Consider the following 16756-nt stretch of genomic DNA (forward strand, 5'->3'; position numbering starts at 1 on the left):
AAATAGCCGGATGACCACCATCCTCACCGGTGTCGGCGCCAGCACCGGGTGCCGACGCGCGAAACGCGGTGATGGCCGTCCACGACGATTTCACAGACATCAACACCGGCGTAGTGGCCGCCTGCAGCGCCTTCTGGGCGCGCTCAAGCACGCTGTCCAGGACACGGCGTGGCTCACAGCCACGGACCGCGACTCCTTCCACTGGACCTGGTTCGAACTCCGCGAGGATCTCATCGCCACCCTCGGCATCCACCGCGGGTGATCTGACTTCGTCACGTAACAGAAACTTGGCAACAGTAAACTGCCACCATGAGCGATGATGCTGCCAATTCAGTGACCCTCCGCTTCCTCGCGGCCCCCATGGACGTAGGACACAGCGGGTCCGTCGACGCCGGTACCGTCCTTGAGTGGGTGGACAAAGCAGCGTATGCAGCAGCCGTGGGCTGGGCAAAGGCCTATTGCGTTACGGCGTACGTGGGCAACATCCACTTTACGGATCCAGTCAACAGCGGGGACATGGTGGAAGTGACTTCCACCATCGTTTATACGGGGCGCTCCTCCATGCACATCCACACCGTGGTCAGCTCCAGGGATCCCAAGGGCGGTCCCGAGACAATGCACAGTCAATGCATGGTCATCTTCGTTGCCGTCGGGCCGGACGGTAAGCCGATTCCCGTGCCGCAATTTAAGCCGTCCACGACTGAGGAAATCGAGCGGCGGGACCACGCCTTGGCTCGGATCGAGGTCCGCGAACAGATCGTCAATGCGATGAACGCTCAGGAATACACCGACGCCGGAACCGCCGAGCGCGTCGTCCTGCGGTTTATGGCGGCACCCACTGATGTGAACTGGGGCGGCAAGGTTCACGGTGGCATTGTGATGAAGTGGATCGACGAAGCCGCTTATGTTTGCGCCTCCCGCTACTGCGGCAAGGACACGGTGGCAGTGTTTTCCGGCGGTGTCCGCTTCTACCGGCCCCTGCTGATCGGCGACGTCGTAGAAGTGGAGGCGCGGCTGGTCTACACCGGCGCCAAGGGCATGCACATCGCGGTTCACGTCCGCTCGGGTGACCCTAAAACCAAGGTCATGAACCTGACCACGTACTGCCTCACGGTAATGGTGGCGCGCGACCAAACAGGGACAGCCGTCCCCATCCCAGTTTGGGAGCCGGTGTCTGACGAGGACAGGAAGCTCCATGCGCATGCCCGGGAGCTGCTGGAAATCCGTGGGCGCGCCCCGGGCAACCGGCTGCCGGATCATCTCCAGAACCTCACAGGAAGCTAAACCTGGCTTTTACTTTTTAAGCTGCCTCGTTGAGTGCCGGGGCTGCTTCGCCGTGCCTCCAGCTGCCATTCACAAGTACTAGGGTGCTTTATCGTTCCTCGACACGAATCACGTCATGGGTGCACTTGAGACTTGAGTGACTCGGAATAAGGCAATGGTGAGCCGGCACCCCGCTTCCGTTAGTTGACGAGCCGGCATTCTCCTTTCTTCGATGGCTCTCGGACAAACAGTAGGTCTAACAGAAGCAAGGCTCTTGGCAGCGTCAAGTGGTCCATCAGCCGCTTCCAAAGGGGGGCATCAGTTGTATAAGCGGAAGATGAAGAGTGTCCTGGACTATGTCGGCAAAGGTCTGGGGGTAAGAATCGTTGGCGCACCAGGCAGCGGCCGGACCAGCCTCCTCAAGAGCGTCGTTGCAAAACTGGAAGAGGATGGCGCCACGGTCTACACCATGTTCGCTGCGCCAGCTCTTGCTGCTGTGCCTTTTGCGGGCGTTCTTTCGCTCGGCTTGGATCTTCGTTCCAGGACCATTGGCATTCTCGGCATCGTGGACGTTCTCTCGGTTCAGATGGCCAGGAACGGGGCGCATCTCATAGCTATCGACGATCTCGAAAACCTGGACCGAGAGTCATTGGCGGTAGTGGACGTGCTCAGGAGAAGGCGCAACGTTCCGCTGATTACCACCATGAATGACAGGCCGTTCCAGGCCAGGAGCTCCGGCTATTTGGGCAGCATTCCCGAAGCAACGGTTTCCCTTGCTCCGCTGGAATACGAACAAATCGGCAAACTCATCACCGAAACCCTTGGTCATCCGGCGGAAGTGAATGTGGTTGCGAATGTTCTCACCAAGTCCGGCGGCAATTTGCGGCTGGCGGTGCGAATCATCCAGACCTCGGCACTCAGTGGGCGCGTGGTTCTCAGGGACGGCTTGTGGTGCATGAACGGCCCAAAGCTCATGAACGAACATCTCAACGGGACAGTGGAAGCCTTGCTCCAAGGTTTGCGGCCGGAGGAAGTCCGGGCACTTAACAAGATGTCACTTCTAGGTCCCAGCCCCGTTGACCGCTTGGTTGCAACTGTTGGCGAGGACATCCTCGACAACCTTGAATACAACGGGTTGATTTCGGTCATTCAGGGTTCGCATGGAACCCTTCTGGCTGCTGTCTTTCCGCCCATAGTGGACGACTACCTTCGAGCCCACACGCTAAGCTCCCGGAGAATTCTCCAGAGCGCCGTAACAGACCAGGTCACTGCAGATTCGGCCGGTCTCCCAGTACCGCCAGCCACTGACGACATGATGTCGGCTTCACTTTCCGCTCTTCGCACGGAAATGGGCAGCAACCACGCGGCTGCCACCCGATACTTCCAGCAGCGCCGCGACGCCCTTGAAGAGTCGTGCTACCAAACGTGGCAAAACGATCGAAGCCTGTCCAATGCTGTGGCGACCCTGAGGGTTTACTGGGGAGCGCCTGCCAACATCCATCGGGTCCAGGAGGTTCTGCGTCAAACCGACGCTGACCACGGTGAATCAGGAGATCTCTTCTTGTTCACTATGTCGTTGGCATGTTGGCAGTTCTCCCATGAGAAGAACCTGGCCGGCGCGATTGCGACAATGCAAGCTCTGGCCTCCAAGGAACCTGATCTGCGGGATGAAGCCGACGCGGTCACGGCTTTCCTTCGCACATCTCACGGCGGCATCCCCGGCAACCACGATCACTCCTTTGTTGATTCCCTCGAGCATGGATCGCAAGGCGGCATTGCCCCAGCCATCAAGGGACTGCTGGAGCTGTACCGCCTCAACCCCCAGAGGGCACAAGACGCATTGGACTTCTCCGCGGATGCACCTGGCTACCCGCCGCTCAAGTCTTTCATCCGCGGAATGGCGATGCTCTCCAACGGTCGGGAGGATGCGGCACTGGTCATGGCTCTGGAGCACCGGGAGAAGGCTTTACAGAATGTCGATCAGTTCGCGTTCGTCAGTCACAGTTATGTAGCTGCACTCTCCCTCCTGCACCACGGCCTGTTCGACGAAGCCGAATATCTCATGGGGCGGGCCTTTTCCCTGGGAAAACCAGGATTCTTGGTGGAGTCCTTGCACGTGGCCATGCTGCGCCTGTCATCACTTCGGGACGCAGTTCCAGCTACTTCCTTGGGCGTGACGGCCGGTTCCAGCGGAAGGGAGAACGGGCCGTTCCCAGGTTTCGGAACGGGTTTGCACGATCTCGCCGCCAGCCGCCCTTCCAGCGCCAAGGCCTTCGACGAGCGAGCCAGCCGAATCATCGAAAAGTCCCTTGCACGGGGTTTCGCCTTCGAAGCCACGCATACGGGGCTCTTCGCACTGGGTCTCCTCCCCGGCCCGCGCATCCGGGGGCTCCTTCAGAGGATCCTGGAGGACCGCGCCATAACAGTCCACGATCAGCTTTTGGCAGTGGCGGGCGCCGCCATTGAGATGGACCTTCCACGCCTTCGTCATTTGCTGGACACCTACGTGCTGGACGGAGATACGTTCCAAGTGTCCATGGTTCTTCGCGGGGCAGAGCAGCGGTGCCAGCTCAGCGGCGAGCCTGCTGTCGCGAGCGAGATCAGAAGGGCAGCCAAGGACTTCGCCGCCCGTTTCGGTGTGGTGGGAACGTTGCTTGACTTCAAGTCAGAGCCTCCCGGTTCTTCCTTGACCTTGAGGGAAATTGAGGTTGCCTTGGTGGCCGGGCAGCACAGCAACCAGGACATCGCCGAGCAGTTTGGTATCAGCATCCGGACTGTGGAGAGCCACATTTCCAATGCTTTGCGAAAAACCGATACGACCACCCGAAAACAGCTCGCCGATCTTATCCGAAATGCACCTAAATCCTTGGCGTCAGGCGCCACTGAAGCTTCCCGATCCAAGCCCTAGCACTGGCGTAAGAACGTTTGATCCACCAATACAGGAGTCACAGAGTTGCCCCAATTATTAGTTGTCAGCGCTCACCGGCAATTCACAGCTCTGATCCATTGGGCCACGAATTCGTTGCAATCCGTACCCTCGGGAAGAGTGGCTGTGGTTGATGGGACGTTGCCGGAGCTAGATGTCGATGTGCTGGATTTGGTCCATGACAGCTATCGAGTGCTCGTCTACGGCGGCGTGCTCCATAGCTCCCGAGTCTTGCGTCTGATGGATCTCGGCGTACGAGGCTACGTGCCTGAAACAGCCACACTCCCCGTCCTGCTGGCAGCGGTCAAGAGCATTGCCGCCGATGGCATCCACTTACCCTTTGATCCTGCTTCCGGCCGGAACTTCGTCCCCTTGACCTCTGCCGAGGAAGTTGCGGCCAATGCCTATTTCCTCAGGGACGAGGAAATGCCCCGGATCGAAGTAGCCAAACGGCTGGGTATTGCTGACTCGACACTACGAAACCAGCTGGCATCAGTCCGACGAAAACTTGGTATCCCCCCGCAGGCCAGCCGCACAGCAGTGAGCCGACGGTACCGCGCTACCGTGAGGCAGGCAGTACCGTCGAGGCAATCGGTCTAGTATCGCGAAGGGGCGGGGCCAGAACTCAGCTGTAGGTGCTCACGTGATAGGCCGCCAGTCACCGGATTCGCTACGTAGCGCCGGCCGAGTGAACCAAGGGTCCACCCTGCACCTTCCCACTCCCGGGCATCGAGAATGTTCCGCCCATCAATAATTTTCCGCGAGCGCGTTTTCGCAGAAAGACCCTCCGCTGTCAGGGCTTTGAACTCGTCCCACTCGGTGAGGATCAGGATGAGGTCGGCATTCCTCACGGCATCCTCGGTAGATGCTGCGTAAGTATGTTGCGGGGACCTCCGGGAGGCATTGGCGTTGCCTGCAGGATCATAGATCCATACCTCCGCGCCTTCGTCGAACAGCCTATTGGCGATGTCCAGGGCCGGTGAATCTCGGACATCGTCGCTGTTGGGCTTGAACGCGACGCCCAGAATGGCGATCCTGCTTTGCGAAAGCGAACCAAGCATCACGCGGGCCAAGTCCACCGCGCGCTCCCGGCGCCTCAGATTGATACCGTCCATCTCATCAAGGAACCGCATACTCTGATCCACGCCAAGCTCAGCTGCACGTGCCTGAAGGGCGCGAATGTCCTTGGGCAGGCACCCACCGCCGAAGCCGATGCCTGCGTTCAAGAAGCGGCGCCCAATCCGCGCATCCAAGCCAATCGCATCCGCCAGCGTGCGGATATCTCCTCCAATAACCTCGGTTACCTCGGAGAACGCATTGATGAAGGAGATCTTTGTAGCGAGGAAAGCATTTGCAGCGACCTTGACCAGTTCAGCGGTCTCAAAATCGGTGCTGATCAGAGGCACGCCACTCTCAAGGGCTGTCGCATACACCTCCCGCAAGACCACCTCGTCCTCGGGCGATTCCACACCAATGACAAGGCGGTCCGGCGTCAAGGTGTCCACAACGGCGAAGCCTTCCCTAAGGAACTCAGGGTTCCAGGCAAGATTCACTGTGACGCCGGGGCGTTTGTTGTCACGAACAAGCGTTTTGAGACGCCTCGTGGTGCCCACCGGAACAGTTGATTTGCCGACAATGAGGGCATCTTTGGTGATGTTGCGGGCGAGCGAAATAGTGGCTGCGTCCACAAAGGACATGTCAGCGGCACCCTCACCAGCCCGCTGGGGAGTTCCCACACCAATGAAGTGCACATCCCCCCAAGCTCCCACTTCCTGGTAGGACGTGGTGAAGCGAAGGCGTCCGCTTTTCACATGCTTCCTCAGAAGTTCGGGCAGGCCGGGCTCGTGGAACGGCAACAGCCCCTCTGAAAGCGACGCGACCCTCGCGGGGTCTATATCGAGTCCAAGAACCTCAAAGCCGAGTTCGGCCATACAGGCTGCGTGGGTGGCACCTAAGTAACCGGTGCCTATGACGGTAATACGCATGAGTCCTCGCTTTTCGGAGTGACAAAAAATGATCAAAACTGTGAGGGCCGCCGGGCGGCGGAGGTGTGCATCTATTTGCGGATGCGGGCACGGATTTCACGCACTTCCTTCAGGGTTTGGACACCCTCGGTCACACTCCGCCAGAGTCGGCGGAGCCTGAAGGACGTTTGCTGCCAGTGGTTCCTGTCGCGAAGTTCCAGGTCATGCCAGCTGATCGATTCCCGTGAGGGAACCAGGGCTTGCCACAGCGCTGCCGATTTTCTGGACCAGGGGATCTCCATGAGATGGAAGAGACGGAGCGTGGCAGACCTTTGCGCCGTCGTCCGAAGAACCCAATCAAAGGGCGGCTCACCAACATCGAATGCCCGGGTCTCCGGCAACATCGCAAACAAAGGTCCCAAGGGACCTATCGCCCCCAGTTCCAAGGCCCTGTCATAGTGCTCCTGCGGGGATGCCGTGATCTCCCCCAGGCAGAATGAGACGTCATCATGGAGGACACCCTTGGCGGGACTTCGCAATGCATGCAGGAGCGTCACAAGAAGAGCGTCGTTGCGTGACAGCGTCCACACCGGACGCCCACCGAGTTCTATGCTTTGCCTGGCACTCCAGAGACGATCAAACACCTCAGACTCATCCTCGTAGAACCCAGGAAACCGCCAATGAACATCAATGTCGGTGGGCCACCCCGGGTTGATGAGAGTGGTGGAGTGATCGGGGAACGCTTCGGAGACTTCATGGATTCTCGCCTCCCACCCCCTCTGGCCAAGAGCATTCAGCAGGGCCTTCAACTCCGAGCGCTGGAGGAGGACGTCCAGGTCAAGCGATGGCCTGACGGGGCGGGCGCCTACTAAGGTCGCCGCTGGACCTTTGATGAGCAGCACCCGAATGTTGGACTCTGCAGCGATATGGGACACCAGCGCAGCGGATAGCAGGATCGATTCGTTGATCCTGAGGACTTCTCCCGATGGACCTGCCTGGGCCGGAGGCCTCATGGCCGCCAGCAGGAGATGGACCGGAGCCACAAGCTAGTCCCTCAGGCCGTTCCGGTTCTCCCTGTACCAGGAGTACGTGGACTCGATTCCGTCCTTCAAGGAAATGCGGGCGGTCCAGCCCAGCGACGCCAGCTTTTCCACGTCCATGAGCTTCCGAGGTGTGCCGTCGGGTTTCGTCGTATCCCAAGCAAGTGCACCCCGATAACCAACGGTGGCTGCAACAAGGCTGGCGAGCTCTTTGATCGTCAGATCCGACCCAACACCAACATTCACATGTTGCGAACCATCGTAGTTTTCCAGGAGATGTAAGCAAGCGTCAGCCAAATCGTCCACATGAAGAAACTCGCGTCGAGGTGCACCCGTTCCCCAGTTGGTTACAGACTCATCTTCCCGGGCCCGGGCCTCATCCAGACGGCGGATCAAGGCCGGCAAAACGTGGGATCCATTGGCCGAAAAGTTGTCACCAGGCCCATACAGGTTGGTAGGCATGGCTGAAATCCACGGCAAACCGTACTGCTGACGGACAGCCTGAACCTGCTTGATTCCCGAAATTTTGGCGATTGCGTAAGCCTCGTTGGTCTCCTCCAACGGTCCTGTGAGGAGGTACTCCTCCTTGAGGGGCTGGGGCGCCAGCTTGGGGTAAATGCAGGATGATCCCAAGAACAGCAGCCGTTCCACCCCGTATTCTTGCGCTGCATCCATCACATTTACTTGGATCCGGGTATTTTCGCTGAGGAAATCCACCGGGTAGGTCTTGTTCGCCAGAATGCCGCCAACCTTGGCTGCGGCCAGTGCCACATACCGGGGCCTTTCCTTTTCAAAGAATGCGAAGACAGCCTGGCGGTCCTTGAGGTCCAGGTCCTTGGACGTTCGCCCTATCGTGTTCGTGAAGCCCTCCGCCGCGAGTTTCCGCCACAGAGCGGATCCCACCAGGCCTCCATGCCCTGCGACGTAGAAGGGGGACGATCGGTCAAGCCGCCCCGGAGTAAAGGCCGTCATCGAGCAAGAGCCTTCCAAGTTTGCAGATCAACAGTATCGATCCACGGGTTTCCCCCATGCTGCAACGCCTCCATATCGGCGTCCACCATGAGACGAGCCAGCTCAGGTGTCCTGATGGTCGGCTCCCAGCCCAGCTTTTCCTTGGCTTTCGAGTAGTCGCCAATGAGTGCTTCAACTTCTGTAGGACGAAGGTAACGCTCATCAAAGCGCACGTAGTTTTCCCAGTTCAACCCGGCATGTTCAAACGCGTTCTCAAGAAAGTCCTTGACGGTGAAGCCCTCGTTTGTCGCAAGGACATAGTCATCAGGCTCATCCACCTGAAGCATGCGCCACATGCCTTCGACGTACTCTGCGGCATAACCCCAGTCGCGGACAGCCTGCAGGTTACCCATGTACAGCTCTGACTGTTTTCCAGCCTTGATGGCCGCGACAGCACGCGTGATTTTGCGAGTCACGAACGTCTCGCCACGGCGGGGTGATTCGTGATTGAAAAGGATGCCGTTGACGGCAAACATGCCGTAGGCCTCCCGATAGTTCTTGGTCATCCAGTAGCTGTAAACCTTTGCCGCGCCGTAGGGAGAACGGGGATAGAAGGGAGTAGCCTCATCCTGCGGCGGCGGAGTAGCCCCGAACATCTCAGACGAGGATGCCTGGTAAAAGCGGGTTTCGATTCCAGCCATGCGCACAGCTTCCAGAAGCCGGGTTGTGCCAATTCCCGTCGTATTGCCCGTGTGCTCCGGCTCGTCGAAGGAAACCCTGACGTGGGACTGGGCCCCCAGGTTATAGACCTCGTCGGGACGGATATCAGCCAGCAGCGTGACCAGCCGGGCGCCGTCGGAAAGGTCGCCATAGTGAAGGAAGAGGCGTGCTTTGCTGTTATGCGGGTCCACGTACAGGTGGTCGATACGGGACGTATTAAAGGTTGAAGAGCGGCGGATCAGGCCGTGCACCTCATAGCCTTTGGACAGCAGGAGTTCGGCAAGATAGGAGCCGTCCTGCCCTGTGATTCCTGTGATTAGCGCTTTCTTGGCCAAGGTTTTTCCTTCTCTTCGTACAGATAAATGTGGCAAATGCTGTCTCAGCGCGATCGCTGACCCGACGCCAGATCGTTCAACCACTCGACGTAGCTGTCCACGGCCACCTCCTCGGTAAGCACCCTGTCGCTGTACTGCCGACCAGCAGCACCGAAGTCCTTTGCAGAATCAGGGTCCTCGCGAAGCCGCTCAATAGCGGCCACCAGATCCCTTGGCGATCCCGACTCAGCCCGGATGCCGGCGCCTGCTGCGGAAAGCTCGTGTGCTGTTGCGCTGCCGGCCTCCGTAGCCGCGATAATCGGAAGCCCCGTCACGAAGTAACTTGTGAGCTTGCTGGGCACGGACATCTCTCTTACGCCCGGACGCTCGTTGACGAGCAACACATCCGCCGATCTGAGCGCCTCCGAGTAGTCCCGGTCCGGAAGCGGCTCCAGGAACTGCAGCCTGTCAATGCCCGCACCCTTGGATTCGAGGATGCGCCGTTGATTGCCGTTGCCCAGTAGGACAAAACGAACATCGCTTCCGCTGCGCCCTGCCAGCCGCGCAGTATCAATCAGGTTTTCCAGCCCTTGTTTGACGCCCATGTTGCCCGCATGCAACGCCACAAAGTCAGTTGCGGCCCAGCCGAGGCGTTCGCGGGCCTTGGACCTGTCAAACGAATGCTGGTGCCGAACATGAGTCCAATTTCTAATCACGCGGACACGGTGTGCGGGGACGCCCAGATCATTGATGACATGCGCGCGAAAACGGTCGTGAATAACACTTACTCCGTCCGCGGCGTTGAGAATCGTGGATTCAAGGCGCTTCATGACTGAAGCCAGAGGAGACCCGGCATCGCCCGTCTCCTCTATGCCTTTGCTGTAGAGGTCCTGAACCCAGATACCCACCGGGATGCGGAAAAGGCGTGCTCGAAGAATCGCGAACGCCGCCGAGAAAAGGGCGGGACTGACTACGAGGACCACATCGGGGCGGTCCCAGCGTTCAAGCACGGTGCGGAGCCCAAAGGTGAGTTCCATGATGAGACGGCCAAGTCCGTTGGGCCTTTGGGGGACGGTGGACCGCAGTCGTTTGACCGCGACGTCCCCAAAAAACTCCTCCATGGAAAGGCCGGTATAGCCGTCGGCGATCTTCCATTCGGGATAGTGGGGATATCCGGTCAGAACTTTGACAGAGACCCCGCGTCGCGCCAGTCCTTGCGAGAGTTTGGTGGTGTAGGGAGCATTTCCGCTGGGCTCCGGGGCATAGTTCAGTCCCACGATCAGCGCTTTCATGAGCCCCTACCGATCCGGCGGAAGCTCATGGCCCGTGCCCGCCTCCGGAGCAGCGAATGTTCGGACGTCACAGAGGCGCCAGGGGAATGCGACCAAGCAGCAACGGCCCGAAAAGGGTGACGGCATGGCCCAGGACGATGCCCGCAATCAAGGCGATTCGTCGCCCTCGTCCAGCAACACCGGGGTAGGGGTCACCCGGGATTTCCCGTCCAAGGGGAACAGCCAGGCTTTGAGCCGCAGGCTGGTGTTCAAGGGCATGGGTGCGACCTGTCATTGATGGGGAACATGTCAGCGCCGTCGTCGTGGTGTCCATTTCGCCTCAGCATTCTGTCAATCGGATACCAGTCGATGTTGGCGGGAGGAGCACACCCCCTAGAGCCGAAAGGACCCACTTCCTCAGTGGTGGAGCCCTGCAGGGCTGAACCAGCTCCCCCACCTATCGGCTTCCTCCGTGGAGGTCCGCACGGTATTGCGTATGGCAACTGAAAACGTCTGCGTGGAGAGGCCGGAAAGTAGCAACGCCGTCGCCGGCTTTGCCTGACACGCAGGTGGCCTTGGCCTCCCTACGTAATAGCCTCAGACCTCCACTGAGGACCCGAAAATCACCAGTGGCGTGCCCGGAAGCTGAAGGCACCTGATTCCGCCGCTGGTTGTCTGATAGGGATTGCCTGGTCGCTGACAGCACCACTGAGAAAGTGGGTTTAGGTGGGCCTAGGGGTGCGAGACTCCAACCAGAATCGGGTGGTATCCGGAAGACAGAATGCTGAGGACAAATGGACACCACGACGACGGCCCTGTCATGTTCAGTATTAACCGCATGTCACGCTCATGCGCTGGGACTCCTCCCAGGATGAGCCGGTTGGATCTCGCCGGGTTCACCGGCGCCGGCTACGACAAAGGCCGCGGACTACTCTGTCAGGCGGCCTGGTTCGCAATCCAGAACCTGGTCTTCAGCACGTGGTGGTGCCCGTCGTCATTGCGCGTGCGCATACTCAGGGCATTCGGCGCCTCCATCGGCCAAGGCGTGAAAGTCCGCCACGGAGTTACCATCCATTGGCCCTGGAAGCTGACCGTCGGGGACAACGTTTGGATCGGCGTCGATGCTTGGATTCTCAATCTTGAGCCAGTCACCATAGGTTCCGATTGCTGCATCTCACAAGGCGTCTTCATCTGCACCGGCAGCCACTCTTTCGACTCCCCTACTTTTGAGTTCGACAACGCTCCAATTGCGGTTGGTGACGGTAGCTGGATAGGTGCCCGGGCCATCGTGCTGCGCGGCGTGAAGGTCGGCGCCTCCTGCCTGGTGGGAGCCGGCACTTTGGTAGTGAAGGATCTACCGGACGGCACGCGGCTGCTGGCACCGATAGGTACCACATTGCCTGCACGGATGCGCAAGGCGGACGGAACGCCACTTTGAGCACGCTGATCATCTGGATAGGACTCGGTCTGGTCTTCAGCGTCGTATTTGTTCGTCGCATGCATATCGTTTTGGCCGTCGTCATCGCGGTCCGGCTCCTGGTACCAGGCGTGGTTCAGAACGAAGTCATGCCCGGGCTGCATCCGTCCACATACCTTTTCCTGTGCTTTGTCCTTGTCCAGGCGGTATTCGCTCCCACCATCTTCGGACGGGTGATCCGTTCCGCAGGCGTTTGGCCCCAGGCCATCATTGGTGGCATCGCCGCAGTCATGATGACCGACGTCGGAAACCCCGGCAGTGCAGGACTGCTGGATACGGGGATGTTTGTCCTTGGCATCGTGTGGGCTCCTTACTACATCTTCGTGTTTATGCGATATTCCATCCGCTCCATGCCAGGGGCAGGAAAAGCCTTCCTGGTGGCGTTTATGCTCCTGGCACTCACGGAAGCAGTGTTATCGCAGATTCAGGTGGCTACAGGTAGGCCCCTGGTGTGGGAAAGTGATTTCTCGCGGATCTGGCTGACTGGCACAGTTTCAGAGCTTGGCGCGGCAATTGGCACCTTTGGACACGGCATCCAAGTTGGAGTCTTCTTTGCGGCAACCATGCCGCTTCTTGCCCTGATCAAGTCGATGTTCCTGCGCTTCACGCTGGCGGCCGTCCTCCTCGTGACTGTGCCTCTTGCCTACGGCCGCATGGGCCTCGTTCTCACCGTTGTGGGGTTCGTCTTCCTCGTGATCATCGGAGGACAAAAAGTCCTTCGAAGCATTCTTCTGGCCGCCGTTGTCCTCGGGGCACTTTTGATCAGCATTCAAGGCGAAGCCGGTGAGAAGCTCCTGCGAAAGTTCGAGGACGACAACGGCTCGGCCGCGTTGAGAGTGGCTGCTGTCGACTGGTTTTGGGAGCACACTTCAGAGTTCTTCTCCGGCGGCTATCCGGGAAGTCGCGATCTCAAGGGCGTGGGCACCTTGGGATCCAGCCTTGAGAACGGCTATTTCATGATGGCTCTCATGTTCGGCATTCTTGCCGTAGTTGCCTTCTTCATCTTCATGATTTGTGTCCTTTTCGGCCAGATCGACATCAAGGAAAGGGAGAGTTGGCCGGGCGTCGCAGCCGCAGCATTGATCATCGTTTCGATAAATGGCTACAGCTCCATCGGCGGCAACTCGATCGACATCCACCTTTTCTGGTTCGTACTCGCTATGGCTAGCTACCGCTCCCACCCCACACCTCAGGTAAGGGAGAGCCCCCAAAGGGTCTCGTCGAGTCAGTTCCCGACGCCAGGCGGTTCATCGACCTTTCCTGCGAGGCGGGTACTCGCTTGATGAGAGCTCGCAAACGCCGCAGGTCGAGTACGGAAGAGTCTCAAGAGGAAAGCCATGGAAGCCGATTCTTCTACGCCGTAGCCGGCTCGGCAATCACGCCAATGATGTCCCTTGCTACGGCTCCAATCCTGGCCCAATCCCTTGGCGTCGTAGGTCGGGGAGAGTTGGCCGCCGGAATGGCTCCCATGCTCTTCGCTGTGGCAGTCGGAGCACTTGGCATCCCGGAAGCACTCACGTTCTACGTTGCCAGGCAGGCGCGAGGCGCCCGAAGAGCAGTTAGGCGGGCGTTTTGGATTCTCACACTGTTGGGGATAGCGGCAGCGGCCCTTGTGGCACTGAGCGCCTCTCTTCTCTCCGATGGCAATGCGGAGATCGAACAGCTCATTTTCGTTACCGCGATCCTGACCTTGCCCACTTTCTGGGCTTCAGTGCCGAACAGTGTTTTAGCCGGAAACCATGCGTGGAAGCAATCAGCCAGGATTGATTTGGGCTTGTCGGTACTGCGGCTTCTTGTGCTGTCCGTTCTAGCCATGTCGAATACGTTGACCCCGTTGGCAGCAACGATGGTAATGCTCGGCTTTCCCCTGTTGAAGGGGCTTGTGACTTTACCATTCCTCATCGCATACCGGCAGGGATGGAGAAGTTCCACCGCTGCAAGAGTGCGGCTCTTCAACTACGGAAGTCGCTTGTGGGTGGGATCCTTGGCCGGGGTTGTGCTTTTACGCCTCGACCAGCTTCTGATGGTTCCCTTCGGGAACGCCGCACAACTCGGACTGTACTCGGTGGCTGTCAGCCTGGGTGAGATCCCTGCCGTGCTCTCAGGGGCTGTACGAAATGTCGTCTTCTCCTCCGACGCGCAAAGCTCCCACCAGCCTGAGGACCGGGAACGTCTCCAACAGACCGCGCGCTTGACCTCGGCGGCAACTGCCTCGGCGGGAATTGGGATCGGTGTGGTTCTTCCATGGGCAATCCCCTTGTTTTTCGGTGAGACGTTCAGCGCCGCCGTTCCAGTGTGCTGGGTGATCCTCGCGGGGGTCACCCTGGGGACCCCTGGCTCGGTAGCCGGCGCCGGTCTCAGCGCACGGGGGCGGCCAGGGCTACGGAGTTTCGGAATGGTCATTGGAGCCCTCCTCAACACCGCCATTCTTCTGGTGACAGTACCTACCCTGGGAGCGATGGGAGCTGCCCTGGCCACCCTGGCCGGAAGCATCGTCGCCGGCACGATGAACATCGTATGGCTGCGCAGGCATTTTGGGATGGCAATACGGGGCTTCTACGGGCTTAGGCGTCAGGATGTTCAGCTCGCCCGCAACACCCTTGAAAAAATCACAGGAAAGAAGAACGTAAATGCCGTCTCCAAGTAATCCGGGGCCTCAGCTTGCCTTGGACATTTCACTGCCGAGGATTCCGCGGCTTGCGTACAAAGTGGGGCTCATCAGCTGCCTCCGGCTACGCAATCGCTTTAGCCAGCGGAAAGTAACGGGGTCAGCGGACGTCGCGTTGAGTATGACCTCCTACGGCCGCCGGTTGGGAATAGTGGCCCATGCCTTGGAGTCGATCGCCGCTGGTTCAGTGCTCCCGAGCCGGATGATCCTTTGGGTAGACGAACCGGATTTCGACGTTGCCGCGTATCCCATGCTGCAGCGCCTTCAGCGGCGAGGATTGGAAATTCTTCACTGCGAGGATTTCGGACCCCACAAGAAGTATTTTCCCTATTGTCGCGAGTTCGCCCAAGATGGTTTGGGCCTCGCACTAGCCGACGATGATCTGATGTACCCACGCCGTTGGCTTGAGCTCCTCGTTGGCGCGACCGGGTATGATCACGAGATTCCTGCCTACCGGGCGCACCGCATGAGGCCCGATGCGTCGCGGAGCACCATGGAAAACTACAATTCATGGACACCGGCTCCCACTGGGTCAGTCAGCCACGCGAATTTCCTGACGGGAGGAGCGGGGGTTCTCCTGCCTCCCCGGCTACAGTCGGCGATACGGGAGGCGGGGACTTCGTTTCGGGAGGTGGCTCCACGTGCGGATGACGTCTGGCTCAACGCCTTGGCAATCCGCAATGGATACCGGCGCCGAGTACTGCCTTCCGGCGGACAGCATCTCACCATGTATCCACGCTCGCAAGGAGATGCCCTTCACAGCGAAAACGTGGAAGGCGGCCGCAATGATTTCCAAATCGCTGCGGTTTTTGGCCCTGATGACATCACCGCCGTCACCACTGACATCACCAACACGCCATGACGGTACCCACTACTCATACATCCGCGGGCTCCATGCAAACGATGCTGGTGCACCCCTTCGGGAACGAGAACGTTCGTCAGACCCTGACCTCGCTGAGCGAACACCGCCAACTGTCCGCCTTTGTCACCTCAATCGGCTGGACAGATTCGGAGGCATTGTCTTGGCTCCCGCCCGCGAGGTCACTGGTCAAACGCCGGCTTTTTCCCATGATCGAAGACCGTCAGCTGCATGTCACGCCGGCCAGTGAACTCGTCCGCAATCTTCTCCTGCGAACCCGCCCGGCAGCATTGAGGCGGCTTGGCTCAGCATCCGGTCCGCTGTCCGCGCACTGGGTCGCCTGGCAGGTAGAGAATAAGGCGATCAAGTCCCTCGGCCGGCTGAATCAGCCGACCGCCATCTACGGATACTCAACCTTCGCTTCAAGAGTGTTCAAGGTGGCCAGAGAACGCGGCATGGAAACCGTTCTGGAAGTTCCACACGTTCACTGGGCCGCCACCAGGCGCTGGGCCCAACAGCTCGAAAGTCTCGCCCCGGAATGGGCAATCACGGCGCGCCAGGACTTAACCCGAAGCAAGGTCCATGCCATGGAGGACCTCGAGCTCGCGTTGGCCACGCGGCTGATCTCACCGTCGGCCCAAGTTACTGAGAGTCTGCGTGCGGCTGGCGTGGATAGCCAAATAGCAGAGATTCCCTACGGCTGTCCCGACGTCCAGCCGGGGCAGGCACCCCTGACATGGGACGGCGCAGGCCCGCTAAAGGTGTTGTTCGTGGGCCGCATCGTGGGCATGAAGGGGATTGCTGATGTGGTGTCCACGGCCAAAGCACTCTCTTCCGCCGTGCACGTTACTGCCATTGGCCAACTGCCTGGCGAGACTTTCCCCGCACTTGAGGACATGCTCGGGACGGTGGATTACCGCGGCACGATGCCGAGGAGCCAAATCCTCCTGGAAATGCGCAAGCACCACGTGCTGTTGCTACCGAGCCTCGTTGAAGGCCGGTCCCTCGCAGCTCTGGAAGGACTGAGCCAGGGCCTGCCCGCGATAGTCACGCTCGGAAGCGGCGTCGACGACCTCGTGGCCCAGGGTGCCGGTGCAATCGTGGATCGCTTTGCGCCCGAACAGATTGTTGCCGAACTCCAACATTTCCTCGATGACCCTGGGCTGGTTGAACAGCGGAGCGCCAAAGCGTTGGAGATCGCCAGAGCATCGGGGTGGGGTCCATTCCGTGAGGGAATTGCGCAGTTCCTGCAAGAAATTGGAAGTGGTGTACGTGGCCAATAGTTCTCAATCCGAAGAACGAC

At 59.3% G+C, this 16756-nt stretch carries 14 protein-coding genes; 9 read left to right on the forward strand and 5 right to left on the reverse strand.

What is annotated here, in order from left to right; genetic code table 11:
* The first annotated feature begins 10 nt into the window (after nt 1-10).
* From AR689_RS22820 to AR689_RS23150, 4 genes are all read left to right on the forward strand, one after another.
* Nucleotides 11-262 (forward strand): hypothetical protein, encoded by a 252-nt coding sequence (locus AR689_RS22820; RefSeq protein ID WP_231745571.1) that lies wholly within the window; start codon nt 11-13, stop codon nt 260-262.
* A 47-nt stretch (nt 263-309) separates the two neighbouring features.
* Nucleotides 310-1284, forward strand: coding sequence for an acyl-CoA thioesterase (locus AR689_RS17195; RefSeq protein WP_062072072.1), 975 nt, complete (start codon nt 310-312; stop codon nt 1282-1284).
* Nucleotides 1285-1600: 316 nt separating this feature from the next.
* Nucleotides 1601-4171, forward strand: coding sequence for a helix-turn-helix transcriptional regulator (locus AR689_RS17200; protein WP_231745572.1), 2571 nt, complete (start codon nt 1601-1603; stop codon nt 4169-4171).
* A gap of 282 nt (nt 4172-4453) precedes the next feature.
* Nucleotides 4454-4789: a hypothetical protein gene (locus AR689_RS23150; protein WP_156424630.1), complete on the forward strand. Its 336-nt coding sequence runs from the start codon at nt 4454-4456 to the stop codon at nt 4787-4789.
* Here AR689_RS23150 and AR689_RS17210 read toward each other — a convergent pair.
* The 5 genes from AR689_RS17210 to AR689_RS17230 form a co-directional block, all read right to left on the reverse strand.
* Complete coding sequence (locus AR689_RS17210) at nt 4786-6174, reverse strand: UDP-glucose dehydrogenase family protein (protein ID WP_062072077.1); 1389 nt, start codon at nt 6172-6174, stop codon at nt 4786-4788. The genes AR689_RS23150 and AR689_RS17210 overlap by 4 nt on opposite strands.
* A 71-nt stretch (nt 6175-6245) precedes the next feature.
* A complete protein-coding gene (locus AR689_RS17215; RefSeq protein ID WP_062072079.1) occupies nt 6246-7196 on the reverse strand; it encodes a nucleotidyltransferase family protein in 951 nt (316 codons plus the stop codon).
* 3 nt (nt 7197-7199) lie between these two features.
* Nucleotides 7200-8165 carry a GDP-L-fucose synthase family protein gene (locus tag AR689_RS17220; protein WP_062072080.1) on the reverse strand — a complete coding sequence of 322 codons (966 nt, stop codon included), beginning with the start codon at nt 8163-8165 and terminating at the stop codon, nt 7200-7202.
* Nucleotides 8162-9199 carry a GDP-mannose 4,6-dehydratase gene (gmd, locus tag AR689_RS17225; RefSeq protein WP_062072082.1) on the reverse strand — a complete coding sequence of 346 codons (1038 nt, stop codon included), beginning with the start codon at nt 9197-9199 and terminating at the stop codon, nt 8162-8164. The genes AR689_RS17220 and gmd overlap by 4 nt, the downstream gene beginning before the upstream one ends.
* A gap of 44 nt (nt 9200-9243) precedes the next feature.
* Entirely contained in the window at nt 9244-10470 is a 1227-nt protein-coding gene (locus AR689_RS17230; RefSeq protein WP_062072083.1) for a glycosyltransferase family 4 protein, read from the reverse strand.
* A gap of 850 nt (nt 10471-11320) precedes the next feature.
* Here AR689_RS17230 and AR689_RS17235 point away from each other — a divergent pair.
* Genes AR689_RS17235 through AR689_RS17255 form a run of 5 tightly spaced genes read left to right on the forward strand, consistent with a single transcriptional unit; the run spans nt 11321 to nt 16736 of the window.
* A complete protein-coding gene (locus AR689_RS17235; RefSeq protein WP_156424631.1) occupies nt 11321-11887 on the forward strand; it encodes a DapH/DapD/GlmU-related protein in 567 nt (188 codons plus the stop codon).
* Complete coding sequence (locus AR689_RS17240; RefSeq protein ID WP_062072085.1) at nt 11884-13209, forward strand: O-antigen ligase family protein; 1326 nt, start codon at nt 11884-11886, stop codon at nt 13207-13209. The genes AR689_RS17235 and AR689_RS17240 overlap by 4 nt, the downstream gene beginning before the upstream one ends.
* Nucleotides 13209-14573, forward strand: a complete 1365-nt coding sequence (locus AR689_RS17245; protein ID WP_082698033.1) for a lipopolysaccharide biosynthesis protein — start codon at nt 13209-13211, stop codon at nt 14571-14573. Before AR689_RS17240 ends, AR689_RS17245 begins: the two co-directional genes overlap by 1 nt.
* A complete protein-coding gene (locus tag AR689_RS17250; RefSeq protein WP_062072088.1) occupies nt 14557-15456 on the forward strand; it encodes a hypothetical protein in 900 nt (299 codons plus the stop codon). Before AR689_RS17245 ends, AR689_RS17250 begins: the two co-directional genes overlap by 17 nt.
* A complete protein-coding gene (locus tag AR689_RS17255; RefSeq protein ID WP_082698034.1) occupies nt 15453-16736 on the forward strand; it encodes a glycosyltransferase family 4 protein in 1284 nt (427 codons plus the stop codon). Before AR689_RS17250 ends, AR689_RS17255 begins: the two co-directional genes overlap by 4 nt.
* The last annotated feature ends 20 nt before the right edge of the window (nt 16737-16756 follow it).

This window comes from Arthrobacter sp. EpRS71, from assembly GCF_001512285.1.
GTDB lineage: Bacteria > Actinomycetota > Actinomycetes > Actinomycetales > Micrococcaceae > Arthrobacter.

Coding starts and splice junctions, on each gene's coding strand:
- AR689_RS17220 (WP_062072080.1), bottom strand. CDS start 8,165: ATGACGGCCTTTACTCCGGGGCGGCTTGACCGATCGTCCCCCTTCTAC.
- AR689_RS17195 (WP_062072072.1), top strand. CDS start 310: ATGAGCGATGATGCTGCCAATTCAGTGACCCTCCGCTTCCTCGCGGCC.
- AR689_RS17200 (WP_231745572.1), top strand. CDS start 1,601: ATGAAGAGTGTCCTGGACTATGTCGGCAAAGGTCTGGGGGTAAGAATC.
- AR689_RS17235 (WP_156424631.1), top strand. CDS start 11,321: ATGAGCCGGTTGGATCTCGCCGGGTTCACCGGCGCCGGCTACGACAAA.
- AR689_RS22820 (WP_231745571.1), top strand. CDS start 11: ATGACCACCATCCTCACCGGTGTCGGCGCCAGCACCGGGTGCCGACGC.
- AR689_RS17255 (WP_082698034.1), top strand. CDS start 15,453: ATGACGGTACCCACTACTCATACATCCGCGGGCTCCATGCAAACGATG.
- AR689_RS17250 (WP_062072088.1), top strand. CDS start 14,557: ATGCCGTCTCCAAGTAATCCGGGGCCTCAGCTTGCCTTGGACATTTCA.
- AR689_RS17230 (WP_062072083.1), bottom strand. CDS start 10,470: ATGAAAGCGCTGATCGTGGGACTGAACTATGCCCCGGAGCCCAGCGGA.
- AR689_RS17245 (WP_082698033.1), top strand. CDS start 13,209: ATGAGAGCTCGCAAACGCCGCAGGTCGAGTACGGAAGAGTCTCAAGAG.
- AR689_RS17210 (WP_062072077.1), bottom strand. CDS start 6,174: ATGCGTATTACCGTCATAGGCACCGGTTACTTAGGTGCCACCCACGCA.